This is a genomic window from Pseudomonas sp. MBLB4136, from assembly GCF_051904765.1.
GTDB lineage: Bacteria > Pseudomonadota > Gammaproteobacteria > Pseudomonadales > Pseudomonadaceae > Aquipseudomonas.
This window is the reverse complement of the sequence record NZ_CP196713.1, coordinates 953,633-978,002: the sequence shown is the minus strand read 5'-3', so window position 1 is coordinate 978,002 and position 24,370 is coordinate 953,633. Positions and strand designations below refer to the sequence as shown.

General features: G+C 67.0%; 21 protein-coding genes. 10 read left to right on the top strand and 11 right to left on the bottom strand.

Annotation, left to right across the window (positions count from 1 at the left end):
• The 3 genes from ACSX1D_RS04340 to ACSX1D_RS04330 are packed head-to-tail and all read right to left on the bottom strand — an operon-like array spanning nt 1 to nt 5,065.
• Complete coding sequence (locus tag ACSX1D_RS04340; RefSeq protein WP_439861145.1) at nt 1–3,420, bottom strand: AAA family ATPase; 3,420 nt, start codon at nt 3,418–3,420, stop codon at nt 1–3.
• Nucleotides 3,417–4,637, bottom strand: coding sequence for an exonuclease subunit SbcD (sbcD, locus tag ACSX1D_RS04335; protein ID WP_439861144.1), 1,221 nt, complete (start codon nt 4,635–4,637; stop codon nt 3,417–3,419). Before sbcD ends, ACSX1D_RS04340 begins: the two co-directional genes overlap by 4 nt.
• An 8-nt stretch (nt 4,638–4,645) precedes the next feature.
• Nucleotides 4,646–5,065, bottom strand: coding sequence for an Lrp/AsnC family transcriptional regulator (locus ACSX1D_RS04330; RefSeq protein ID WP_439861143.1), 420 nt, complete (start codon nt 5,063–5,065; stop codon nt 4,646–4,648).
• A gap of 136 nt (nt 5,066–5,201) precedes the next feature.
• On the opposite strand from ACSX1D_RS04330, the gene yjeH reads away from it, so the two are divergent.
• The 4 genes from yjeH (at nt 5,202) to ACSX1D_RS04310 (ending at nt 9,980) form a co-directional block, all read left to right on the top strand.
• Entirely contained in the window at nt 5,202–6,479 is a 1,278-nt protein-coding gene (yjeH, locus tag ACSX1D_RS04325; RefSeq protein ID WP_439861142.1) for an L-methionine/branched-chain amino acid transporter, read from the top strand.
• Between the two features lie 80 nt (nt 6,480–6,559).
• Complete coding sequence (locus ACSX1D_RS04320; RefSeq protein ID WP_439861141.1) at nt 6,560–7,903, top strand: TAXI family TRAP transporter solute-binding subunit; 1,344 nt, start codon at nt 6,560–6,562, stop codon at nt 7,901–7,903.
• A gap of 83 nt (nt 7,904–7,986) precedes the next feature.
• Nucleotides 7,987–8,994, top strand: coding sequence for a nucleoid-associated protein YejK (yejK, locus tag ACSX1D_RS04315; RefSeq protein WP_439861140.1), 1,008 nt, complete (start codon nt 7,987–7,989; stop codon nt 8,992–8,994).
• A 68-nt stretch (nt 8,995–9,062) separates the two neighbouring features.
• A complete protein-coding gene (locus ACSX1D_RS04310) occupies nt 9,063–9,980 on the top strand; it encodes a DUF4344 domain-containing metallopeptidase (protein WP_439861139.1) in 918 nt (305 codons plus the stop codon).
• 37 nt (nt 9,981–10,017) lie between these two features.
• Here ACSX1D_RS04310 and ACSX1D_RS04305 read toward each other — a convergent pair whose 3' ends face one another.
• The 7 genes from ACSX1D_RS04305 to ACSX1D_RS04275 all read right to left on the bottom strand — a co-directional run bounded on the left by ACSX1D_RS04305 (nt 10,018) and on the right by ACSX1D_RS04275 (nt 16,447).
• Nucleotides 10,018–10,953 carry a glutathione S-transferase family protein gene (locus ACSX1D_RS04305; RefSeq protein WP_439861138.1) on the bottom strand — a complete coding sequence of 312 codons (936 nt, stop codon included), beginning with the start codon at nt 10,951–10,953 and terminating at the stop codon, nt 10,018–10,020.
• 66 nt (nt 10,954–11,019) lie between these two features.
• Nucleotides 11,020–11,319 (bottom strand): GIY-YIG nuclease family protein, encoded by a 300-nt coding sequence (locus tag ACSX1D_RS04300; protein WP_439861137.1) that lies wholly within the window; start codon nt 11,317–11,319, stop codon nt 11,020–11,022.
• Complete coding sequence (pcsA, locus tag ACSX1D_RS04295) at nt 11,312–12,031, bottom strand: phosphatidylcholine synthase (protein ID WP_439861136.1); 720 nt, start codon at nt 12,029–12,031, stop codon at nt 11,312–11,314. The genes ACSX1D_RS04300 and pcsA overlap by 8 nt, the downstream gene beginning before the upstream one ends.
• Before the next feature lie 217 nt (nt 12,032–12,248).
• Nucleotides 12,249–13,016 carry an amino acid ABC transporter ATP-binding protein gene (locus ACSX1D_RS04290; RefSeq protein ID WP_439861135.1) on the bottom strand — a complete coding sequence of 256 codons (768 nt, stop codon included), beginning with the start codon at nt 13,014–13,016 and terminating at the stop codon, nt 12,249–12,251.
• Between the two features lie 10 nt (nt 13,017–13,026).
• Nucleotides 13,027–14,124 carry an amino acid ABC transporter permease gene (locus tag ACSX1D_RS04285; RefSeq protein WP_439861134.1) on the bottom strand — a complete coding sequence of 366 codons (1,098 nt, stop codon included), beginning with the start codon at nt 14,122–14,124 and terminating at the stop codon, nt 13,027–13,029.
• A gap of 10 nt (nt 14,125–14,134) precedes the next feature.
• Nucleotides 14,135–15,319, bottom strand: a complete 1,185-nt coding sequence (locus tag ACSX1D_RS04280) for an amino acid ABC transporter permease (RefSeq protein ID WP_439861133.1) — start codon at nt 15,317–15,319, stop codon at nt 14,135–14,137.
• A 99-nt stretch (nt 15,320–15,418) separates the two neighbouring features.
• A complete protein-coding gene (locus ACSX1D_RS04275) occupies nt 15,419–16,447 on the bottom strand; it encodes an amino acid ABC transporter substrate-binding protein (RefSeq protein ID WP_439861132.1) in 1,029 nt (342 codons plus the stop codon).
• Between the two features lie 480 nt (nt 16,448–16,927).
• On the opposite strand from ACSX1D_RS04275, the gene ACSX1D_RS04270 reads away from it, so the two are divergent.
• From ACSX1D_RS04270 to ACSX1D_RS04245, 6 genes are all read left to right on the top strand, one after another.
• Entirely contained in the window at nt 16,928–17,614 is a 687-nt protein-coding gene (locus ACSX1D_RS04270; protein ID WP_439861131.1) for an alpha/beta hydrolase, read from the top strand.
• A gap of 192 nt (nt 17,615–17,806) precedes the next feature.
• Nucleotides 17,807–18,745, top strand: coding sequence for a GGDEF domain-containing protein (locus tag ACSX1D_RS04265; RefSeq protein WP_439861130.1), 939 nt, complete (start codon nt 17,807–17,809; stop codon nt 18,743–18,745).
• Nucleotides 18,746–18,843: 98 nt separating this feature from the next.
• Complete coding sequence (locus tag ACSX1D_RS04260) at nt 18,844–20,004, top strand: dipeptidase (RefSeq protein WP_439861129.1); 1,161 nt, start codon at nt 18,844–18,846, stop codon at nt 20,002–20,004.
• A gap of 137 nt (nt 20,005–20,141) precedes the next feature.
• Entirely contained in the window at nt 20,142–21,614 is a 1,473-nt protein-coding gene (gene rhlB, locus ACSX1D_RS04255; RefSeq protein WP_439861128.1) for an ATP-dependent RNA helicase RhlB, read from the top strand.
• Nucleotides 21,615–21,706: 92 nt separating this feature from the next.
• Nucleotides 21,707–22,750, top strand: a complete 1,044-nt coding sequence (locus tag ACSX1D_RS04250) for a DUF2157 domain-containing protein (RefSeq protein ID WP_439861127.1) — start codon at nt 21,707–21,709, stop codon at nt 22,748–22,750.
• A gap of 33 nt (nt 22,751–22,783) precedes the next feature.
• Nucleotides 22,784–23,911: an NAD(P)/FAD-dependent oxidoreductase gene (locus ACSX1D_RS04245; RefSeq protein WP_439861126.1), complete on the top strand. Its 1,128-nt coding sequence runs from the start codon at nt 22,784–22,786 to the stop codon at nt 23,909–23,911.
• Between the two features lie 3 nt (nt 23,912–23,914).
• Here ACSX1D_RS04245 and moaE read toward each other — a convergent pair whose 3' ends face one another.
• On the bottom strand, nt 23,915–24,370 hold the full coding sequence (gene moaE / locus ACSX1D_RS04240; protein ID WP_439861125.1) for a molybdopterin synthase catalytic subunit MoaE: 456 nt from the start codon (nt 24,368–24,370) through the stop codon (nt 23,915–23,917).

Here is a 24,370-nt window from a genome sequence, read left to right as displayed (position 1 = left end):
CTACAGGGCAAAGCGCTTGTCCAGGCCGCTGTAGCCCAGGCCGATGCCCTTGTGCACCTTCAGCTGCACCGGGATGCGCTCCTTGAGCGCCTCCACATGGCTAATCACGCCGATCATCTTGCCACTGGCGTTGAGGCTGTCGAGGGCATCCAGGGCCACCTCCAGGGTCTCGCCGTCGAGGGTGCCGAAGCCTTCGTCGAGGAACAGCGAGTCGATGCTGGTCTTGTGGCTGACCAGGTCGGACAGCGCCAGGGCCAGGGCCAGGCTGACCAGGAAGCTCTCGCCGCCGGACAGCGTCCGGGTGTCGCGGGCCACATCGGCCTGCCAGGTGTCGATCACCTCGAGTTCCAGCTCGCCACCGGCCTTGCGCGCCAGCTGGTAGCGGCCGTGCAGGCGCTCGAGTTGACGATTGGCCAGGTAGACCAGGTGATCGAGGGTCAGGCCCTGGGCGAACTTGCGGTACTTGGCGCCATCGGCCGAGCCGATCAGGCTGTTGAGCTGCTGCCACAGGTCGTAGTCGGCCTGGCGGGCGTCGATCGCCGCGAACAGCGCCTGCTGGTTCAGCCGCCGCGCGGCGTCGCCCTGCAGCTGCGCGCGGATCTCGCCCTGGCGCTGACTCAGTCCCTTCAGCTGCCCGCCGACCTCCAGCAGGCGCGCCTCCAGCTGCTCCCGGTCCGGCTCGGCCTGGCCACTGGCCCGCAGCTCGGCCAGCTGTCGCCGGGCCGCCTGGGCCAGAGCCTGGCTCTCGTTCAGGCCACGCTGCAGGCGCGCCTGCAGTTCGCGCAGCTCGCGGCGCTGCCGATCGTCCAGCACGGCCGCGAGAAAGGCCGCTTCATCGGCGAAGGGGCTGGCCGCCAGCGCGGCTTGCCAGGCGCCGATGGCCTCCTCCAGTCCCTGGCGTTCGCCCTTGATGCGCCGCTGCAGCGACTGCGCGCTGCCTTGCAGGTGCAGATGGCGCTGCTGCGCCTGCGCCCAATCGCGCTCCAGCTGCAGCAAGGCGGCGTGCGCATCGGCGACCGCCGGCGGCGCGGCGAGGTCGTCCCGCTGCTGTTCGCGCCAGCGCTGCTGCCAGAGCCGGGCCTGCTCTTCGTCACGGCCGAGCAGAGGCCGCAGTTCACCCTGCTGCTGCGTCAGCTCCTGCAACTGCTGGCGATCCTGCTGCCAGGCTTGCCACTCGCGGCCGCGCTCGGCCAGCCAGCCGGCGCCCTCCTCCGGCAGCCGGTAGCCCAGTTCGGCCAGGCTGTCAGCCAGACGCTGGCGCTGCGCGGCCTGGGCCACGACCAGCTGCTCCAGGCGCTGGCCGGCGTCGAGCAAGGCCTGCTGCAAGTTGAGCCGGTCCTTTTCCAGCATGGCCAGCTGATTGCGGCTGGCATTCAGCTCGCCGTCGCGCTGCAGCAGCGCCTCGCTGGCCTGTTGCAGTGCCGACTTGAGCCGATCGAGCAGGGCGAGGCGTTGTTGCAGGGCGGTCTGACGCTCGCCCGCCCGCTGTTGCTCGAGCGCCAGCGCCGGCTCATCGTCCAGCGCCAGGCCCGCCTGTCGACACGCCTGCGCCCAGGCCTCATCGCTCTGCTGTGTTTCCTGCCGGCAGCGCTCGAGGCCCTGCTGAAGCTGCTCGACCTGCGCCTCGACCCGGGCCAGTTGCTGGTTCAGTCGATCGCCCTGGCCATGCACCGCGTCGAGCGCCTGCTGCGTCTCCTGCAGCGCCTGCTGGGTGGCCGACAGGTTCAGCGCCTGGTACTCGGCAATCGCCGGGTGCTCGCAGGAGCCACACAGCGGGCAGGCCTCGCCTGGCTGCAGGGCGGCGCGGTACTGCTCGAGTTGCTGGATGCGCCGCTCCTGTTCGAGCAGCTTGTTCTGCTCCGCGAGCCGCTGGCGCAGTTCGCCGAAGCGCCGGCGCAACTCGTCGCGCGCGGCGCTCAGCCTGGCCCGTTCGGCCTGCTGCTCGGTCAGTTGTGGCTGCAGCTGGGCGAGCTGCGTGGCCAGTTGCCGGCGCTGGCCGGCCAACTGCGCCAGGCGCTCCAACTGGCGCTGCTGCTCGAGCAGTTGCTGCCATTGCGCACGCAGCGCGGCGTCATCCTGGCCGTCCAGCAACTCGTGCAACTGCGCCTGCTGGCTGGCCTGCAACTGCTGCGCCGCGGCGCGCGCCGCCTGCGCCTGATCCAGCGCCGCCTGCTGTTGCTGCAGGCGCTCGGCCAACTCAGCGAGCTGAGCCTGCACGCGCTGCTGACGGGACTCCAGTTCCAGCCGTTCTGCTCGCCCCTTGTCCAAGGCTTCGAACTGACTACCCCAGAGGCCGAGGAACTCGCCCAGGCGGCTGCGCTGCGGCTGCACCGCCAGGCGCTGCGATAGCTCGGCGCAGCGCTCGCCCAGCGCATCCAGGCGCTGCTGCTGCGTCTGCAGCGCCTGCCGGCTCAGCTGCTCGCCCTGCCAGGCCGAGCGGCACAGGACCTCGGCCATGTCCCGCTGTTCATTGTCGATCTGGCGCAGCTCGGCCTGACTGTCCTGCAGCTGTTGCCGGGCGCGCTGCCATTCACGATGCGCCGGCTGCAGCTCGGCCGCCGGCTCGCTGGCCGCCAGGCGCGCCAGCTGTGCCTGAGCCGCCTGCCATTCGGCCTGGGCCTGCTGTTCGGCGCGGACCGCGGCCTGCTCCTGGCCCTGCGCCTTGGCCAGGTCCTCGTGCCATTGGCGCTGGCGCTGCAACTCGGCCTGCCGTTGGCTCAAGACTCCTTCCTCGGCGCCGAGGCGCTCGGCCTCCGCCAGCAGCTCGACGCGCTGCTCCTCGCTGAGCAGCTCGACGCCCTCGGCCCTGGCGCGCAATTGTTCGAGGGCGGCCTTCGCCTCGCGGGTCTGCTCGAACACCCGCACGGATATCTGGCCATAGATGTCGGTGCCGGTCAGCTCCTCCAGCAGTTCCGCGCGCTGGTTGGCACCCGCCTCGAGGAACGCGGCGAAGCCCCCCTGGGCCAGCAGCATGGATTTGGTGAAACGCTCGAAATCCAGGCCGGTCAGGCGCTCGGTCTCGCGCAGCTTCTCGCTGATCTTGTCGCTGAGGATCTGCCCGTCCGCCGTCGCCAGTTCCACCTTGGGCGCCTGCAGCGCGCCCTCCAGTCTGTCCCGGGCCCGGCGCTGGCTCCAGAACGCGCGGTAGGCGGTGCCCTTGACCTCGAACTCGACCTCGGCCAGGCAGTCGGCGGTGTGCCGGGTCATCAGCTCGTTGCCGCTGGCCGACAGCGTGCTCATGCGCGGCGTGCGGTGATACAGGGCCAGGCAGATGGCATCGAGCAGGGTGGTCTTGCCGGCGCCGGTCGGCCCGGTGATGGCGAACAGACCATTGCCGGCGAACGGCTCGGCGGCGAAGTCGACCTTCCACTCGCCCTTGAGCGAGTTGAGGTTCTTCAGGCGCAGGCTGAGGATCTTCATGCCTGGCCCTCGCGCAGCTCGCCGACCACCTGGCGATACAGCGCCTGCAGGCGCGCCTGCTCGGCCTCGTCCAGGCTTTCGCCGGCCAGGCGCTGGGCGAACACCTCGTCCACGCTCAGTTCATCCAGGGTCTCGCGGGCCTGGCTGTACAGGCCCGCTACGGCATTGCCGCGCTCACGACGAATGCGCAGCACCTCTACCGGCAGCCCCTCGCACAGGGCCGCGACGCGCTGCTGCAGGTCGCTCAGGTAGTCGTCGCCAGCGACCCGCACCTCCAGCCACACCGGCCGCTCGGCGCTGCCCTGGGCCGCCGCCTCGGCGATCGCCGGCGCCAGCTCGGCCAGCGTCCCGGCCAACGACAGCAGCGCCTGGAAACGCGGCACCGGCAGCGCCCTGACCTCGCGCAGGCCGCCGCCATCCAGCTCGACCAGCAGCACCTCCTTCTGCTGCCGCGCCTCGTCGAAGCTCAGCGCGATAGGCGAGCCGCAATAGCGGATGTGCTCCAGGCCGCCGACCTTCTGCGGCCGGTGGATGTGCCCCAGGGCGATATAGGCGGCCGGCGGGAAGGCGCTGGTGGGGAAAGCCTCCAGGCTGCCGACGTAGATCTCGCGCACCGACTCGCTGGCGCTGGCGCCCACCGTGGTCAGGTGCCCCGTGGCGATGATCGGCAAGTCACCGCCCAACTCGGCGCGCCTGGCCTCGGCCAGGGCATACAGCTCGCGGTAATGCGCCTGGATCGCCTGCTGCAGGGACTGCTGCTTGTCGGCAGCGCTCTGCCCGGCCTGGCTCTGCAGCACATCGCGCGGACGAATGAAGGGGATGCCGCAGAGGATCGCGCCGGGCCGGCCATCGCGGCGCGTGAGCACCAGCAGCTGCTCGGCCAGGTCCTCGCTCACCCCGGGAATCACCCGAGTACCCAGCTGCTCGAGCAGGGTCTTGCTTTCGCCGAGCATGGCCACCGAATCATGGTTGCCGCCAAGCACCACCAACGCGCAGCCGCTGTCGCGCAACTCGACGATCAGCCGGTTGTACTGCTCGCGGGCATAGCTGGGCGGCGCGCCGGTGTCGAACACATCGCCGGCGATCAGCAGCGCATCGACGGCATGCTCGCGGACCTGCTCGATCAGCCAGGCGCAGAAGGCCCGATGCTCGGCCTGACGGGTCCTGCCCATGAAGTGCTGGCCGAGATGCCAGTCGGAGGTGTGGAGGATGCGCATGGGGCCACTCACATCGGCCAGTCCGTGACCACCATATGGGTCTTGACCTTGTGCATGCCGGGGTAGTTTTCGATCTGTCCGCGAATCTCGCTGAGCCGCTCCATGGACGGCGCCTCGATATACACCAGCATGTCGGTCTCGCCGCTGATGCCGCTGCAGCGGCGCACTTCGCTGAAGCTGCGCATGCGCTGCACGTAGTTCTCGCAGCGCCCGCCCTGGTAGAACAGCTCCAGGTAGGCCTTGACCACCGCGCCGGCGGGCTCGGCGACCCGGGCATGGTAGCCCCTGATCACCCCGGCCTGCTCCAGGTGGCGAATGCGCTCGGCGACCGCGGAGCGCGACAGGTTGATGTCGCGGGCGATCTGGCTCACGGCCAGACGGGCGTCGGCGCGCAACAGGGCGAGGATCTGCTGATCGAACTTGTCCACTCGGGGGTCTCACGCAAAGAACAGATTGACGGGCAGTACCGCCATTTTGCCGGTCAAAGCCGGCGCTTCGCCAGCCATCGAAGGTCACTGGGCGGCGTAACATGGCAGGGCCAAAAAGGACGCACGAGCATACATCATGAGCCGCCTCAACCAAGAACTGGGCCTGCTGCAAGGGATCGGCCTGCTGAGCACTTCGCTGCTGGGCACCGGAATTTTCGTCGTGCCGGCCCTGGTCGCCACGGCCGCAGGCGAGGCCTCGCTGTGGGCCTGGCTGATCCTCATCGCCCTGGTGCTGCCGGTGGCCTTCACCTTCGCCCAACTGGGTCGCCACTTTCCCCATGCCGGCGGTGCGCCGCACCTGATCGGCCGCGCCTTCGGCCCACGCCTGGAACGCATCAGCGCCTGGCTGTTCCTGGCCGTGCTGCCGGTCGGCCTGCCGGCGGCGCTGAGCATCGCCAGCGGTTTCTGGCTGGCGCTGTTCGACCTCGGCCACGGCCAGATCCTCGCCATCCAGCTCGCCACCCTGGGCGCCATCCTGCTGCTGGGACAGCGCCCGGCCAAGGCCTCCGGGGCCGTGCAGGGCGCCATCGCCCTGGCGATCATCGCCACCGTCGCGCTGATCTGGTGGGTCGGCGAACTGCCGCTGGCGCGCCAGGCGCTGCTGCCGCCCATCGAGGGTTCCTGGCAGCTGCTGCCGGCGGCGCTGGGAGTGATGTTCTGGTGCTTCGTCGGCATCGAGGCCTTCACCCACCTAGGCGAGGAGTTCAAGCGCCCCGAGCGTGACTTCCCCCTGGCCCTGCTGCTCGGCGTGCTGCTGGCCGGCCTGGTGTACTGGGCCTGTTCGGTCGCCGTGCTGAGCTTCCAGGCCTATGGCGACGTGCACTCGGACGCCGCCTCGCTGCCACGCATGCTCGATTTGCTGCTGGGCGAGAAGGCCCGCTGGCTCAGCGCGCTGGTCGGCTACCTGGCCTGTTTCGCCTCGATGAACGTGTATATCCAGGGCTTCGCCCGGCTGATCTGGAGCCTGGCCGACGAAGGCAAGCTGCCCGCCGCCATGGCCCGGCGCAACCGCCATGGCGTGCCCGGCCGCGCCCTGCTGCTGGTGGTGTTGAGCTGTGCCCTGTGCGCGACCCTGGCCTGGGGCCTGTCGCTGTCGGTCGATCAGCTGATCCGCTACGCCAACGGCAACTTCGTGCTGATCTACCTGCTGAGCATGGCGGCCGGCTGGCATCTGCTCAAAGGCCTGTGGCGCTGGCTGGCGGGGCTCAGCACCCTGCTCTGCACCCTGGTGCTGGCGATGCTCGGCATGGACGCCTGGTATGCCCTGGGGCTGCTAGGCCTGCTGGCGCTGCTCGACGTTGCCCGCAACCTGCGGCCGCGCAAGCTGCCGGGCGCCACGCGCACCACCCTCTAGCAACGGCCCGGCGGGCTTCGGGATGACCGCGGACGGCAGCTGGCTCTATGCTTGGGGCGAACCCGCCGAAAGGACGCCCCATGCGCCGTGTGCTCAAAGACCTGAAGATCATCCTACTGGCCAACCTGTGGATAGTGCCGGTGGTGGCCGGCCTGGTGGGCGCCTTGTTCTACTTCGTCGCGCCGCCACCGCCGATGAACGCGAGCATGGCCACCGGCTCGGAGGGCGGCGGCTACCGGGCCTTCGCCGAGAAGCTCAAGGAAGAACTGGCCAAGCAGGGCTTCGAGCTGACCCTGCAGCCCAGCGCCGGCTCGCGGGACAATCTGCAACGGCTGCTGGCGGATGAGCCACAGGTACAGGTCGCCCTGGTGCAGAGCGGCCTGGAGCGCCAGCTTAGCGCCGCCGACCGGGAGCGTCTGGAGAGCCTGGGGGCGGTGTACCAGGAACCGCTGTGGCTGTTCCTCCGAGCGGACCTCGACTTCCAGGCGCTCGCCGACCTGCGCCCCCTGCGGGTGGCCCTGGGCGGTTTCGGCAGCGGCACCCGCGCCGCCAGCGAGGCGCTGCTCGCGGCCAACGGCATCACCGCCGAGCAGTACCCGGGCAGCTGGCAGCCCCTGGGCGGCAACCCGGCCGCCGACGCCTTGATCGCCGGCGAACTGGACGCCGCCTTCTTCGTCAGCCCGGCGGAGAATGCCCGAATCCAGCGCCTGGCCGCCACGCCCACGCTGGCTCTGGCGCACTTCAGCCGCGCCGCGGCGTACCAGGCGCACCTGCCCTTCCTCAAGCGCGTCACGGTCCATGAGGGCCTGCTCAACCTGCGCCTGAACGCGCCGGCCCGGGACACCGACATCCTCTCGCCGGTCGCCACCCTGGTGGTCAACCAGGACTTCCACCCGGGGCTGGCGCCGCTGTTCCTCGAGGCGGCGCGCCAGGTGATGAAGGACGGCAGCCTGCTGGACCCGGCCGGCAGCTTCCCCAGCGCCGAGCCGCGCACCTTTGCCCTGGCCGGCGATGCCGCGCACTACTACAACAACGGCCTGCCGCTGCTGCAGCGCTACCTGCCGTTTCGCATCGCCTCCCTGGCCGACCGCTACATCATCCTGCTGATCCCCCTGCTGATGGTGCTGATCCCCCTGTTCAAGGCGGTCGGCCCGCTCTACCGCTGGCGCATCCGTGCACGCATCTACCGCTGGTACAAATACCTGCGCGAGATCGACCGGCAGCTGGACGCCGGCACCCTGCCGGAGCGCCTGGGCAGCGAGATCCAGCGCCTGGAACGCCTCGAGGACAGCCTGTCCAAGGTCGAGGTGCCGCTGTCCTACTCCAACGAGCTGTACCAGTTGCACATGCACCTGCGCTACGTCATCGAACGCTTGCAGGCCTTGCAGCGACGACGGGCGACCCAGGGAGAGTCCGTCGGGTAAACTGCGCGCCCCAAGGTCGTGGAACTGCGCCCGCACGTCGCCACGACCGCGCTTACCGCTGAAGAATGCCGAGAGAGTCACCCATGCCGATCCGCCACTGCATCGTTCACCTGATCGACAAGAAGCCCGACGGCAGCCCCGCCGTGCTGCACGCCCGCGACAGCGAACTGGGCAGCTCCCAGGCCATCGAGAACATGCTCGCCGACCTCAACGAGAGCTATAACGCCAAGCAGGGCAAGGCCTGGGGCTTTTTCCACGAGGAGTCCGGCGCCTACCCCTTCAGCGGCTGGCTGAAGGCCTATGTCGAGGACGGCCAGGATTTCACCGCCTTCAGCCGCCAGGCGGTCGAACATCTGCAGAAGCTGATGGAAGAATCCAACCTCTCGGTCGGCGGCCACGTGCTGTTCGCCCATTACCAGCAGGGCATGACCGAGTACCTGGCCATCGCCCTGCTGCACCACAGCGAAGGGGTGGCGGTGACCGAGGCCCTGGATGTCACCCCGGCCAAGCACCTGGACCTCGGTCAGCTGCACCTGGCGGCGCGGATCAACCTCTCGGAATGGCGCAACAACGCCAATTCCAAGCAGTACATCTCCTTTATCAAGGGCAAGAACGGCAAGAAGGTCTCGGAATACTTCCGCGACTTCATCGGCTGCCAGGAGGGCGTCGATGGCCCAGGCGAGACCCGCACCCTGCTCAAGGCGTTCAGCGACTTCGTGGAGAGCGAAGACCTGCCGGAAGAGTCGGCCCGGGAGAAGACCAAGACCCTGGTCGACTACGCCAGCAGCCAGGCCAAGCAGGGCGAGCCGATGACCCTGCAGGAGCTTTCCGGACTGATCGACGAGGAGCGCCCGCAGGCGTTCTACGAACACATCCGCAACAAGGACTACGGCCTGTCGCCGGAGATTCCGCCGGACAAGCGCACCCTCAACCAGTTCCGCCGCTTCACCGGTCGCGCCGAAGGCCTGTCGATCAGCTTCGAGTCCCACCTGCTGGGTTCGAAGATCGAGTACGACGAGGCCCAGGACACCCTGATCATCCGCAACCTGCCGACCCAGCTGACCGATCAGCTGAAGCGACGCAAGGACTGATCCGCGGCGCGCCATGCTGAACTAGAGTCAGAGGATCGGGGTCCAGCCTCAGTCGCCAGGAACCGCAGATGAAGTCCCCCTGCCGCCGGGCAAGCATGCGCACACAAGGCCGCCACTGGCTGCTGCAGGGCCTGCTGGGCCTGCAGCTCTGCGCTGCCCCGGCCACGGTCATGACCAGCGAGGAGCCGCCGCCGGCTGCTCTGCGCAGCGACACTGCACGCTTCGTCGCGGTCAATGTCGAATTCACCCTGCTGCACGAGATGGGGCACCTGCTGATCGCCGAACTGGGCCTGCCGGTGCTCGGTCGCGAAGAGGACGCCGCCGACCAGCTCGGTTTCATCAGCCTGTTCCTCTCCTCAGGGCGCCACCGCGACGCCGACTTCTACGCCAGGCTGCTGGATGTCGCCGACTACTGGCGCCTGGAATGGCAGCGCGCGAAACCGGAATCCGAGGAGGTCTTCGCCTGGGCCGCCCACGGCCTGGACGCCCAGCGCTTCTACAACCTCGCTTGCCTGATCTATGGCAGCGATCCGGACCGCCTGGAGTGGATCCCCAAGGTCACCGGCCTGCCGGTAGAACGCGCCCTGTATTGCGACCAGGAATACGCCCAGGTACGCACGGCCCTGGCCTGGGTCGAGCGGCAACATGGCCGTCGTCCCGACGAGGCGGTCCGCCACACTATTCGGGTGATCTACGAGCCACCGAGCCTGCGCCTGGGCAATGGCCGTTACCTGCTCGAACAGCTGCGCCGCTCCGGCGAGGTGGAAGCCATCGCCCGCCGGGCCAGCGAGACCTACCGGCTACCCCGCGAACTGGTGCTGCGCCTGAGCAACTGCGGCGCACCGGACGCCTGGTATAACCGCACCGGCGCCGAGCTGGTGCTCTGCTACGAGCGCCTGGAGCACTTCCAGACGCTCGCCGCGCAACTGCCCGACCTGCGCCAGGCCCAGGTGCCCGGGCAGTGCCCCCTCTGCCGCAGCCCCTAGCGGCACGCGCGCGCCGCCAGGCCAGCTCAGGCCCGGACTAGCGCGCCTCGATGCGAAAGCCGAAGCGTGGGAAGTGCACATGCACGCAGCCGGCGCGCGAATCCTCGCGGCGCAGGATCAGCTCCTCGGTACCGGAGAACAGCAACTCGCCCTCGACCGGGTCGACGCCGTAGTCGGTGGCGGCGATCGCCACCCGCTGGCCAGGCTGGAAGCCATTGGCATCGTCGAAAGGCTCATCCGGCAAGGCCGCTGGCGTGGCCTCGCGCGCCACGGCGATGGCCTCTTCGGCGCTCATCTCGCTGAGCGAACCGTGGCCGAAGCCCAGCACCCTCGCCAGCCAGGCGGCGACCAGTGGGTAGTCATCGACCAGCGGCGCGGTCACCGGGGTGCCGCGCAGGAACCACAGCGGATGGGCCATGGCGAAGTCGGCCAGGGACGGCTCGCCGAACAGGAAATCGCCCTGCTCCCGGCTCAACTGCTGTTGCAGGCGAGCCATCAGGGTCGGCCACTGGTGCCTGGCCTGTTCGAGAGGCAGGCGGGTGGCCTGGCCACCGCTGAACAGGGCGCTGCGGTCGGCGACGAAGGCCTTGAGGAAGTCCGGCGGCAGGGAAGCGAAACGCACCGCCACGGACTCGGGCTGAAACACCAGGCTCACCGCATGCTGGAACACCAGCGAATCGGCCCACTGGGCGAAGCTGGCGACATTGCACTCCTGGCCCTCGGGGAACAGCGCCGGGGTGGCTTTCTCCGCCTCCAGGCGGCGGGCGATCGCGGCCGTGTCGCAGTAGATGTCCGCCCCTACCTGCAGCACCGGGGTCTTGCGATAGCCGCCGGTCAGCGCGGTCAGATCCGGCTTGGGCATGAGCGGCGGGATCATCACCGAACGCCAGGACAGTTGCTTGAAGCCCAGCATCAGGCGGGTCTTCTCGGCGAACGGCGAGGTCGGGTAATGGTGCAGGATCAGCTCGTGCATGAATGGCTCCGCAACGTGTGGGGTAAAGTCAAAGCTTACTCGGCTGTGCCGCGACGGCCTACCCGGCTACCCTGATAGCCCGTCATCAGCCACGCCGATTAGGCCGCCGCTGGCCACCAGGCTTTCCTTGGCGGCCTTGCCCAAGCGCTTGATCGCAAGCTCGCGACGCAGCGCGTCACCCTTGCCGGCGCAGGCCTCGGTGTAGACCAGCGCCACCGCCGGGCTGGAATGAAAGAAGCGCGCGCCCCTGCCACGCTGGTGCTGGGCGAAGCGCCGCCGCGGATCGTCGCTGATGCCGCAGTACAGGGCGCCATTGCCGGCACGCACCAGATAGACGAACCAGGCCTTGTCGAGGGTTTCAGGCATCGGTGGCGAACCATTCCCGGGACGTGCGCCACAGACAGATGCCGACGAAATAGGCCGATGCCAGCAACCAGATCGCCAGCAGCCAGGTCGGGTTGGCCGGGTACAGGAGAATCAGCACGCCACAGGCGAGCATCCACACCAGGGTCACCGCGATATTGACCGCCATGAACTGCCTGACCCGGAACGGATGCAGGAACTTCATCCGCGTCAGGGTCAGGCCGGACAGCAGCAGGATGGTGGCGAAGCTCAGCCAGGGGGTGAAATCCAGCAGGTACAGGTACACCACCACCACGTTCCAGGCGGCCGGAAAGCCGACGAAGTAGTTGTCCTGACTCTTCATGTTGACGTTGCAGAAACAGAACAGCGAGGACAGCAGGATCAGCCCGACCGCAGGCAACAGGGTGTACTCGGGCAGGGGGATGAAGCGGTAGACGAAGATCGCCGGGATGAACACGTAGGTCAGGTAATCAATCACCAGGTCCAGGGTCACCCCATCGAAATGTGGCAGCACGGACTTGACGTGAAAGTGGCGGGCCAGGGTGCCGTCGAGACCATCGACCAGCAGCGCCAGACCAAGCCACAGCAGGCACACCTGGGGCCGCCCATCGAGTACCGCGAGCAAGGCCAGCAGCGCGAGAATCACGCCGCTGGCGGTCATTGCGTGCACGGTCCAGGCCTTGGCTTTGCTTGCGCTCAGCAGTATCACACTCATCATCGGGCTCCTGAAGGCTGGCTCATCTTCAACCAATAGCGCAGTTGCGCCACTTGCGCCCAGGAATGGCTGAAGGCTCAGACCTTGGCAGACTAACATTACCCTCGTGCCCGCGGCGAAAAGCCACTGGCCGCAGCGCGGCGGCGCGACACTGGCAGCCCACGGTGCGGCATAAAAAAGGGAGCCCGCGGGCTCCCTTTCCGACGGCGGGCAATCCTCAGTGCAGGATCTGGCTGAGGAACAACTGGGTACGCTCGTTCTTCGGGTTGGTGAAGAAGGTGTCCGGATCGGCTTCTTCGACGATCTCGCCCTTGTCGAGGAACAGCACGCGATTGGCCACGGTGCGGGCGAAGCCCATCTCGTGGGTCACGCAGAGCATGGTCATGCCGTCCTCGGCCAGGCCGACCATGGTGTCCAGCACCTCCTTGACCATCTCCGGATCGAGCGCCGAGGTCGGCTCGTCGAACAGCATGATCTTGGGCTTCATGCACAGCGCGCGGGCAATGGCCACGCGCTGTTGCTGGCCGCCGGACAGCTGCCCCGGGTACTTGTTGGCCTGTTCAGGGATGCGCACCCGCTCGAGGTAATGCATCGCCACTTCCTCGGCCTCGCGCTTGGGCATCTTGCGCACCCACATCGGTGCCAGGGTGCAGTTCTGCAGTACGGTGAGGTGCGGGAACAGGTTGAAGTGCTGGAACACCATGCCGACCTCGCGGCGCACCGCCTCGATGTGCTTGAGGTCGTGGGTCAGCTCGGTACCGTCGATGACGATGCGCCCCTGCTGGTGCTCCTCCAGGCGATTGAGGCAACGAATGGCGGTGGACTTGCCGGAACCGGAGGGGCCACACAGGACGATGCGCTCGCCCTGCTGCACGTTCAGGTTGATGTCCTTGAGCACATGGAACTGGCCGTACCACTTATGCACGCCGTCCATCTGGATGATTCCCGGCGCGGCGCTGATCGACTGCTTGATAGCTTCACTCATGACAAAACTCCTAACGCTTGTGGCCGGTGTCCAGCTTGCGCTCCAGATGCATGGAGTAGCGGGACATGCCAAAACAGAAAATCCAGAAAACCAGGGCGGCGAACACATAGCCTTCGGTGGCCATGCCCAGCCAGGCCGGGTCGGTAGTCGCCTGCTTGATGCTGTTGAGCAGGTCGAATAGACCGATGATGATCACCAGGCTGGTGTCCTTGAACAGCGCGATGAAGGTGTTGACGATGCCGGGGATCACCAGCTTCAGCGCCTGCGGCAGGATCACCAGGCCCATCATCCGCCAGTAGCCCAGGCCCATGGCTGCGGCCGCTTCGTACTGGCCCTTGGGAATGGCCTGCAGACCGCCGCGCACCACCTCGGCGATATAGGCCGACTGGAACAGGATCACCCCGATCAGCGCACGCATCAGCTTGTCGAAGGAGAGCCCCTCCGGCAGGAACAGCGGCAGCATCACCGAGGACATGAACAGCACGGTGATCAACGGTACGCCGCGCCAGAACTCGATGAAGGTCACGCAGATCACCCGGATCGCCGGCATGTCCGAGCGCCGCCCGAGGGCCAGCACGATGCCCAGCGGCAAGGCGCCGACAATCCCGACCGCGGCGATCACCAGGGTCAGCATCAGGCCACCCCACTGGCTGGTTTCCACCTCGCTCAGGCCGAAGAAGCCGCCATGCAGCAGCCAGAAGGCCAGCAGCGGATACACCACCAGGAAGCTCAGGCCATATACGGCCTTGCGCGGCATCTGCGGGATGAACAGGGGGGCCGCCCCGATCACCGCCATCCACAGGGTCAGGTCGACGCGCCAGCGCAGTTCGGTCGGGTAGAAGCCGTACATGAACTGGCCGAAACGCTGCTGCACGAAGACCCAGCAGGCGCCTTCCTTGGTGCAGTCCGCGCGGGTGGTCCCGACCCAGTTGGCGTCGATCAGGGCCCACTGAATGATCGGAGGAACAATCAGCCAGACCAGATAGATGGCGAGAAAGGTCAGCAGGGTGTTGAACCAGTTGGAGAACAGGTTGGCACGCAACCAGCCGAGCACGCCGACGCTCAGCACCGGAGGCTGCATGTCGGGTTTGAATGTATGAGTCTGCATGGGCTGCTCCTTACCGCTCGATCAGCGCAATGCGCTTGTTGTACCAGTTCATCAGCATGGAAATGCTGATGCTGATCGCCAGGTACACGCTCATGGTAATGGCGATGACCTCGATCGCCTGGCCGGTCTGATTGAGCACGGTGCCCGCGAACAGCGAGACCATGTCCGGGTAACCGATACCGGCCGCAAGTGAGGAGTTCTTCGCCAGGTTCAGGTACTGGCTGGTCAGCGGCGGAATGATCACCCGCAGCGCCTGGGGAATCACCACGAAACGCAGCGTCAGGCCACGACTCAGGCCCAGGGAGTGGGCCGCCTCGGTCTGGCCATGGCTGACTGCCATGATCCCGGAACGCACGTTCTCGGCGATAAACGCGGCGGTGTAGATGGTCAGTGCCAGGGTCAGGGCGATCAGCTCGGGGATCATCACCCAGCCGCCGGTGAAGTTGAAGCCGGTCAGCTCGGGCGTGCTCCATACCAGCGGATTACCCGCCACCATGATCGCCAGCCCCGGCAATCCGATGATCAGCACCAGCGCGGCGATGGAGACATGGAAGACCTTGCCCGTCGCTTCCCGACGCGCCTTGGCCCAGCGACCGATCAGCACGGTGCTGACAATGGCGATCAACAGTGCACCGATGAAGGTGCCAAAGGCCTCCGACGCGCCCGGGGCCGGCATGTACAGTCCGCGACTGTTGAGGAAGAAGGTCTGGCCGATCTCGAGGCTGCCCCGCGGTCCCGGCAGGGACAGCATGACCGCGAAGTACCAGAAGAAAATCTGCAACAGTGGCGGGATATTACGAAACGTCTCGATGTAGATGGTGGCAAGCCGGCTGATCAGCCAGTTGTGAGACAGCCTCGCGACGCCGAGGACAAAACCGAGGATGGTCGCCAGGACGATGCCGATGACCGAAACCAGCAGGGTGTTGAGCAGGCCGATGACGAAGACCCGTCCGTAGGTATCGCTTTCGGTGTACTCGATCAGGTGCTGAGCGATACCGAAACCGGCGCTGTTGCTCAGGAAGGAGAAGCCGGAGGTGATCCCGCGTTTCTCCAGGTTGGACTGGGTGTTGTCGAACAAGTACCAACCGATCGCCACGACGGCGATAACGGCAAGAATCTGGAAAATCCATGCGCGGACCTTGGGGTCGGTCCAGACCGAGCCTTTGGGGTGCGGGGTATCTGCGGTGTTTTGCATAGGAGCCCTCTTGGAACACCCTTGCCCGCGTCCGCGGGCAAGGGGTTCACTTAATCAGAACGATGCTGGCGGCCCAGAATGGGACGCCAGCAAAGACGGTCAGCGCACCGGCGGTGCGTACTGCAGACCACCTTTGTTCCACAGGGCGTTGAGGCCACGCTCGATCTTCAGCTCGCTGCCGGCACCAACGTTGCGCTCGAAGCTTTCGCCGTAGTTACCCACTTGCTTGACGATCTGTACTGCCCAGTCTTTCGGCAGCTTCAGATCCTTGCCGAACTCACCCTCGGCGCCCAGCAGGCGAGCGATATCCGGGTTCTTGGTGGACGAGGCCATTTCCACGACGTTGGACGAAGTCACACCCAGCTCCTCGGCGTTGACCATGGCGAACAGCGACCAGCGCACGATGTTGAACCACTCGTCATCACCCTGGCGGACAACCGGGCCCAGCGGCTCCTTGGAGATCACTTCCGGCAGCACCACGTACTGCTCCGGATTGGCCAGCTTGATACGCTGCGCGTACAGCTGCGACTGGTCGGAGGTCAGCACGTCGCAACGACCGGCCTCAACCGACTTGGCGCTCTCGTCGGAGGTATCGTAGGTGATCGGGGTGTACTTCATGCCATTGGCGCGGAAGTAGTCGGAGAGGTTCAGCTCGGTGGTGGTACCGGCCTGGATGCAGACGGTGGCGCCATCGAGTTCCTTGGCGCTGGAAACGCCAAGCTTCTTGTTCACCAGGAAGCCCTGACCGTCGTAGTAGTTGACGCCGGCGAAGTTCAGGCCCAGGCCTGCGTCGCGCGAGCTGGTCCAGGTGGTGTTACGCGAGAGGATGTCGACTTCGCCGGACTGCAGCGCGGTGAAGCGCTCCTTGGCGGTCAGCGGGCTGTACTTGACCTTGGTCGCGTCACCGAAAATAGCGGCTGCCACGGCACGGCACACGTCAACGTCGAGGCCCAGGTAGTTGCCCTTCTCATCCGCATAGGAGAAGCCCGGCAGACCATCGCTGATACCGCACTGCACGAAACCTTTCTTCTGCACTGCATCCAGAGTAGCGCCCGCCTGCGCGAAGCTGCTTACCCCGAGTACGGCTGCGGTAGTCAGTACCGCCAGGGTGGATTTCACCATCTTCATTAAAACCTCCAGTTGCTTTTTTTGTGTAGGAGTCTCGGCCCTACCACCATACCCTTTTGGGGCACGTCGAACGCGTCTGCAGCAACGCCCTCAACTGGCGGGATAGACCTGTGCGAGAGTCTAGTTGGCGAATCTTCCTTCGGCCATAAAACTCTCGCTCACCCATTGGTCGAATGGGTCAGAGACGGATAGCCATTTGCTCATCGCCACACATGCAATGCTAGGCGAACCTTTGGAAACCCCATCGAATTGGCTTCCCATCTGTTCCGCGCCCGGCCTGGCACAATGTGTTACCGCACCGGGCAACGTCATCAGTCCACTTGGCTGTAGCAAAGCCCGTACCAGCACCTTGCCATTACCACCATACGGACAGGTCAAGCGCAAAACTTGTAACCTTGCGACATCTTCTTCCGATATTTGTCACTGGACGAAAAGCCAGCCGCCCAATATGAGCGCGGCCGCACCGAACTGGAGCCACACATGAGCGAACCCCTGATTCTTCACCCCACACCCAGCGCCGACGCCTGCGTCATTTGGTTGCACGGCCTGGGCGCGGACCGCTACGACTTCCTGCCGGTGGCCGAAGCGCTGCAGGATCGCCTGCCCAGCACCCGCTTCGTCCTGCCCCAGGCCCCCACCCAGGCAGTGACCATCAACGGCGGCTGGGCCATGCCCAGCTGGTACGACATCCTCGCCATGAGTCCGGCCCGGGCAATCAACCAGGAACAACTGGAAGCCTCGGCGCAGCAGGTGATCGCCCTGATCGAAGCGCAGCGCGACAGCGGCATAGACCCGACGCGGATCTTCCTGGCCGGGTTCTCCCAGGGGGGCGCGGTGGTCCTGCATGCGGCGTTCCTGCGCTGGCAGGGGCCGCTGGGCGGGGTCCTGGCGCTGTCCACCTACGCCCCGACGTTCAACGACGACATCCAATTGACAGAGGACAAAAGGCAGGTACCGGTGCTGTGCCTGCACGGCACCTTCGATGACGTGGTGCAGCCCGCACTGGGCCGCACCGCCCATGACTATCTGACCGCCCAGGGCGTCGACGCGAACTGGTGCGAGTACCCGATGGCCCACGAGGTCCTGCCGGAGCAAATACGCGACATAGCCGCATGGCTGGAAGAACGCCTCAGCCGCCGCACCCCGGGGTCCAGCACCGCGCCATGACGCCCCAACGGGCGCGCCGAGCCACGAAACGTGACGGGGTAGTCAGAACCCTCGGCCGCCGGTCATTGAGTCGCGGCCAGAGGATTGCCAGCCCGGCTTGGCCGGCATACTGTCGGGACTGGAAATCGCCATACGACAGGGAGTGTTCGCGATGCCCACCATCCCCCATGGCCCGCGTCACTCGCGCCTGCGATGAACGAGGCGCAGTGGCAGGCCGACCTGCAGCACGTCCGCCAGCAGCGGCTGTTCAACAACGTCGCCGCCGGCAGCGTGAACCAAGTGCTCGAGGCGTTCCGTGCCTGCGAGCTGGAAGCCGGCGAGATACTGCTCTCGCCGTTCAACCGCAACGAACACCTCTACCTGCTGGTCAAGGGCCGGCTCAAGGTCTACCTGGGTTCGCTGGACAACCAGCCGGTGGATACGTTGCAGGTGGGCGACTGCGCCGGGGAGATCAGCCTCATCGACAGCCAACCACCCTCGGCCTACGTGGTGGCCAGCGAGCCGAGCCGCGTGCTGCGCCTGCACCGCAGCGCACTGATCGACTTGTTCCAGCAATCGCCGGACCTGATGCACAACCTGCTGAGCCTGCTCTGCGAGCGCGTGCGCACGGGCAACCGAAGCCTGCTGGACAGCGAGCAGAACGCCAACATCGACAGCCTCACCGGCGCATACAACCGCCGCTGGCTGGAGCATGTCTTCGACCGGGAAAGCACCCGCTGCGCATTCAACCAGCAGCCGCTGAGCATGCTGATGCTGGATGTCGACCACTTCAAGGCCTACAACGACCAGCACGGCCACCTGGCCGGCGACTATGCGCTGAGCCTGGTCGCCCAGACCCTGCGCGGCCAGTTGCGCCCCAAGGACAGCCTGATCCGCTATGGCGGCGAGGAGTTCGTCATTCTGCTGCCGGAGATCGGCGAGCAGGAAGCGCGGAGTATCGGCGAGCGGCTGCGTCTTGCCCTGCAGCACATTCCCTCCTTCTATGCGCCGATCGGCGTGCTGCCGGGGGTAACCCTGTCCATCGGCCTGACACAGATGCGCCACCAGGACAGCCTGCCGAGCCTGATCGCCCGGGCCGACAGCGCGCTGTACCGGGCCAAGCAGCAGGGCCGTAACTGCCTGTGTGGATAGAGCCCTGACCCGCCGCCGTTTAGCGGCCAGTGCGCTGCTATCGTCACACACGCTCTTGTAGAGTGACCGGCAAAACGACAAGCCTGGATGGCCCGGACATGCGCAAGCTGCTGATCGCCCTGCTACTGCTGCTCCTTTCGACCCTGGTGTTCTTGACCCTGCCGCACATCCTCGACCGCACGCTGAACAGCGTCGCCAGCCCACCGCCCTACCCGGCCGGTGATGGCGCCCGGCAATTGCATGACCGGCTGTTTGTCGCCGACCTGCACGATGACGCATTGCTCTGGCAGCGCGACCCGCTGCAGCGCCACAGCTACGGCCATTCCGACCTGCCGCGCCAGCTCGAAGGACGGGTGGCGCTGCAGGTGTTCTCCACCGTGACCAAGACCCCACGCGGACTCAACTACGAACGCAATGGCGCCGACAGCGACAACATCACCCTGCTGGCCATGGCCCAGCGCTGGCCGCGCGCCACCTGGAGCAGCCTGCTGCAGCGCGCCCTGTACCAGGCGAGCAAGCTCGAGTCGGCCGCCGCGAACAGCGCCGGGCGCCTGGTGCTGATCCGCACCCGCGGCGACCTGGAGCGCTTCGTCGAGGCCTGGCAGCAGGATCCGCAACGGGTCGCCGCCCTGCTCGCCACCGAGGGCTTGCATCCGCTCGAGGAGCGCCTGGAGAACCTCGACCGGCTCTACGATGCCGGCTTCCGCATTGCCGGCCTGACCCACTTCTTCGATAACGAAGTCGGCGGTTCGGCCCATGGCCTGGACAAGGGCGGCCTGACCCCCCTGGGCCGCCAGGTGATCACGCGCCTGGAGGAGAAGGCCATGCTGATCGACCTGGCCCATGCCTCCCGCACCCTGATCGACGACGTGCTGGCCATGGCCCGGCGGCCACTGCTGGTCTCCCATACCGGGGTGGAAGGCACCTGCCCCGGTACGCGCAACCTCAGCGACCGCCACCTGAAGGCCATTGCCGCCAGCGGTGGGATTGTGGGTATCGGCTACTGGGACACGGCCGTGTGCGCCACCTCGGTGGAGGCCATAGTCCGGGCCATCCTCTACAGCGCCGAGCTGATCGGCGTCGAGCATGTCGCCCTCGGCTCTGACTTCAATGGCACCGTGCATACGCCCTTCGACGTCAGCGGCCTGGCCCAGCTCACCGAAGGGCTGCTGGCGGCCGGCTTCAACCAGAGCGAGGTCGCCGCGATCATGGGCGGCAACGTCCAGCGGCTGCTGCTCGCCAACCTGCCGCCGGACTGATCGAGCCGACCGGCGAGAGGATTCAGGCGTATCGCGCGCCAGGCATTGACAAGCGCCCCGAGCATGGTACTTCGCCGCGCCGGTTTCTTGCTTTACACTGGCCGCCGTTCACTCCTTAACCAATTGATGAGATGACCGTGCTCAAAGCACTCAAGAAGATGTTCGGCAAAGCCGAAGGCGAGCAGCCCAGCACGCCCGCCACTCCCGCAACGCCGCGTGGCAACGCCGCCTCGCCCGAATCGACCAGCAGCCCCGCCAAGCCCAAGCGCAGCGACGACGCGGCGCCCGCCAACACGGCCAGCGAAGAACCTGCAAGCAAGCCGGCCAAGCCCCCACGCGATGGCAAGGACAACGCCGCCAAGCCCCGCCGCGCGCGCACGGCCAAGCCCGTCGACACCTGGAAGCTGGAAGATTTCAAGGTCGAGCCGGCCGAAGGCAAGACCCGCTTCCATGACTTCAAGCTCGCCCCGGAGCTGATGCACGCCATCCACGACCTCGGCTTCCCCTATTGCACGCCGATCCAGGCCGGCGTGCTGGGCTATACCCTCAAGGGCCAGGACGCCATCGGCCGCGCCCAGACCGGCACCGGCAAGACCGCGGCGTTCCTCATCTCGATCATCACCCAGCTGCTGCAGACCCCGCCGCCGAAAGAGCGCTACATGGGCGAGCCGCGGGCGCTGATCATCGCGCCGACCCGCGAGTTGGTGGTGCAGATCGCCAAGGATGCCGCCGAGCTGACCAAGTACACCGGGCTCAACGTCATGCAGTTCGTCGGCGGCATGGACTTCGACAAACAGCTCAAGCAACTGGAATCGCGCTTCTGCGACATCCTGGTGGCCACCCCGGGCCGCCTGCTGGACTTCAACCAGCGTGGCGAAGTGCACCTGGACATGGTCGAGGTGATGGTGCTCGACGAGGCCGACCGCATGCTCGACATGGGCTTCATCCCCCAGGTCCGGCAGATCATCCGCCAGACCCCGATGAAGGGCGAACGCCAGACCCTGCTGTTCTCCGCCACCTTCACCGAAGACGTGATGAACCTGGCCAAGCAGTGGACGGTCAACCCGGCCATCGTCGAGATCGAGCCGGAAAACGTCGCCAGCGACACGGTCGAGCAACACGTCTACGCGGTGGCCGGCGCCGACAAGTACAAGCTGCTGTACAACCTGATCACCCAGAACGACTGGAGCCGGGTGATGGTCTTCGCCAACCGCAAGGACGAGGTGCGGCGCATCGAGGAACGCCTGACCCGCGACGGCATCAGCGCCGTGCAGATGTCCGGCGACGTGCCGCAGCACAAGCGCATCCGCGCCCTGGAAGGCTTCCGCGAAGGCAAGATCAAGGTGATGGTGGCCACCGACGTGGCTGGCCGCGGCATCCACGTCGAAGGCATCAGCCACGTGATCAACTTCACCCTGCCGGAAGACCCGGACGACTACGTGCACCGCATTGGCCGCACCGGCCGCGCCGGCAGCAGCGGCACCTCGATCAGCTTCGCCGGCGAGGACGACGCCTTCGCCCTGCCGCCGATCGAAGAGCTGCTCGGGCGCAAGATCAACTGCGAGATGCCGCCGGACGAGTTGCTCAAGCCGGTGCCGCGCAAGCACTGACGGCGCATGACAAGGCGAAGCGGATGCTTCGCCTTTTTTGTGCCCCGCAGCGGCGCAACCGGCGTCCATCAGGGAAAGGGAGGAGCCACAGCATGTCCGTCAAGCTCACTGCCGCCGACCTCGACCGGGCGACCACCGCCGGCATCCTGCAGCCCGGCCAGGCCCGGGCCCTGCTGCAGTTCCTCGAGCACAGCGCGCCGCCGCACGCCAGTTTCCAGCTCGCCCACGTCAGCTACTACTGCGGCGCCGTGCTGATCATCGGCGCCCTCGGCTGGCTGCTGACCGAGGCCTGGATGCAGGTGGGCGATGGCGCACTGCTGTTGCTCGCCCTCGGCTACATGGGACTGTTCAGCGCGTGCGGGCTCGGCCTGTGGCGCCACGGTCAGCAGATTCCCGGCGGCCTGCTCGGTGCCGTGGCGGTCAGCCTCACACCGCTGGCGGTGTTCGCCGTGCAACGCCTGAGTGGCCTGTGGCCACTGGAGGACGAGCAGCACGATTACCAGCATTACTACCGCTACGTACAGGGCGGTTGGCTGGCCATGGAGGCCGCGACGCTGCTGGTCGGCGCGCTGATGCTGCGCCTGCTGCCGCTTCCCTTCATCGTCATGCCGATGGCCGTGGCGCTCTGGTTCATGTCCATGGACCTCACCGAGCTCTTCTATGGCAGCCCGTTCGACTGGGAGCAGCGCCGCTGGGTGTCACTCTGGTTCGGCCTGGGACTGCTGCTGGCCAGCCTCGGCCTGGATGGCCGCACGCGCCAGGACTATGCCTTCTGGGGCTACCTCGCCGGACTCGCCGCGTTCTGGGGCGGCCTGAGCCTGATGGACAGCGACAGCGAACTGGGCAAGGCCCTCTACTGCCTGATCAACCTGGTGCTGATGGCCCTGGCCGTGCTGCTGCGTCGGGTGCAGTTCATGGTGTTCGGCGCGCTCGGCGTGGCCGGCTATCTGGGCCATCTGGCCTACGAGGTGTTCGCCGATTCGCTGCTGTTTCCCATCCTGCTCAGCCTGATCGGCCTGGCGGTGATCGGCCTCGGCCTGCTCTACCAGCGCCATCGCCAGCGGCTGAGCGGCGGCCTGCGCACCCACCTGCCCAAAGGCCTGCTGGCCGTTCTGCCGGCGTTGCGCAATCACTAGACAGCGCCGGCCCCCACGCAAGGAGCCATCGCCATGCATGAAGCGGACTACCTGATCATCGGTGCCGGCATCGCCGGCGCCTCCACCGGCTACTGGCTGGCGCCCCACGGCCGGGTGCAGGTGCTCGAGCGCGAGGCGCAGCCCGGCTATCACGCCACCGGGCGCTCGGCCGCGCTCTATACCGTGGCCTACGGCCCGCCCCATGTGCGCGCGCTGACCGCCGCCAGCCGGGCCTTCTACGACGCCCCGCCGCCCGGCTTCGCCGAGCAGCCGCTGCTCAGCCCGCGCGGCGAGCTGACGGTGGATTTCAACGGCGATCCGGAGGAGTTCGAGCGCCAGTACCAGGCCGCCAGGGCCTGCGTGGCCGAGACCCGGCGGCTGACGCCCGAACAGGCCTGCACCCTGCTGCCGGCATTGCGCCGGGAGCGAGTCTTCGGCGCCTTCTACGACCCCACTGCCGCCGACATCGATACCCACGCCCTGCATCAGGGCTACCTGCGCGGCATCCGCCAGCATGGCGGGCAGATCAGTTGCAACCGCGAGGTGACCGCCATCGAGCGGCGCGGCGAAACCTGGCACGTGCAGTGCGGCGAGCAGCACTACCACGCCCGCCCCCTGGTGAATGCCGCTGGCGCCTGGTGCGACCGGATCGCCGAGCTGGCCGGGGTCAGGCCTCTGGGGCTGGTGCCCAAGCGCCGCTCGGCCTTCACCTTCGCCCCGCCGCCGCAGCTGGATGTGCACAGCTGGCCGATGCTGCTGGCCCTCGACGACAGCTTCTACCTCAAGCCCGATGCCGGTCTGCTGCTCGGCTCGCCGGCCAATGCCGACCCGGTCGAGCCCCATGACGTGCAGCCGGAGGAACTGGACATCGCCACCGCCATCTACCGCATCGAGCAGGCAACCGACTTGCACATTCGTCGCCCGCAACACAGCTGGGCCGGGTTGCGCTCCTTCGTCGCCGACGGCGACCTGGTCGGCGGCTACGAGCCAGGGGGGCAGGGGTTCTTCTGGGTCGCCGCCCAGGGCGGCTACGGTATCCAGACTTCGGCGGCGATGGGCCAGGCCTGCGCCGCCCTGGTGCGCGGGGCGCAGTTGCCGGCGCAGCTGACCGGCTTCGGCGTCAGCGCCGAGCGGCTGTCGCCGTCACGATTACGCGCCTGAGCGCTAGGCCTTGCGCCAGCGCTCGGCGGCATCCTGGTCGCTGGCGCGGCCCTCGACCCAGCGCGGGCCTTCGCTGGTGTCTTCCTTCTTCCAGAACGGCGCGCGGGTCTTCAGGTAGTCCATGACGAAGGCGCAGGCGTCGAACGCCGCCTGGCGGTGGGCGCTGCTGGTGCCGACGAAGACGATCGGCTCGCCCGGCTCCAGGCGACCGATGCGGTGGATGATCTGAATATTCAGCAGCGGCCAGCGCTGCCCGGCCTCCTCGGCGATCTTGCCGAGGGCCTTCTCGGTCATGCCGGGGAAGTGCTCGAGGAACATGCCGCCGACCTCGCGGCCCTCGTTGAAGTCGCGCACGTAGCCGACGAAGCTGACCACCGCACCGACGCCGACGTTGGCCGCGTGCAGCGCATTGGTTTCGACCCCCGGATCGAAGGCCTCGACCTGCACTCGAATGGCCAT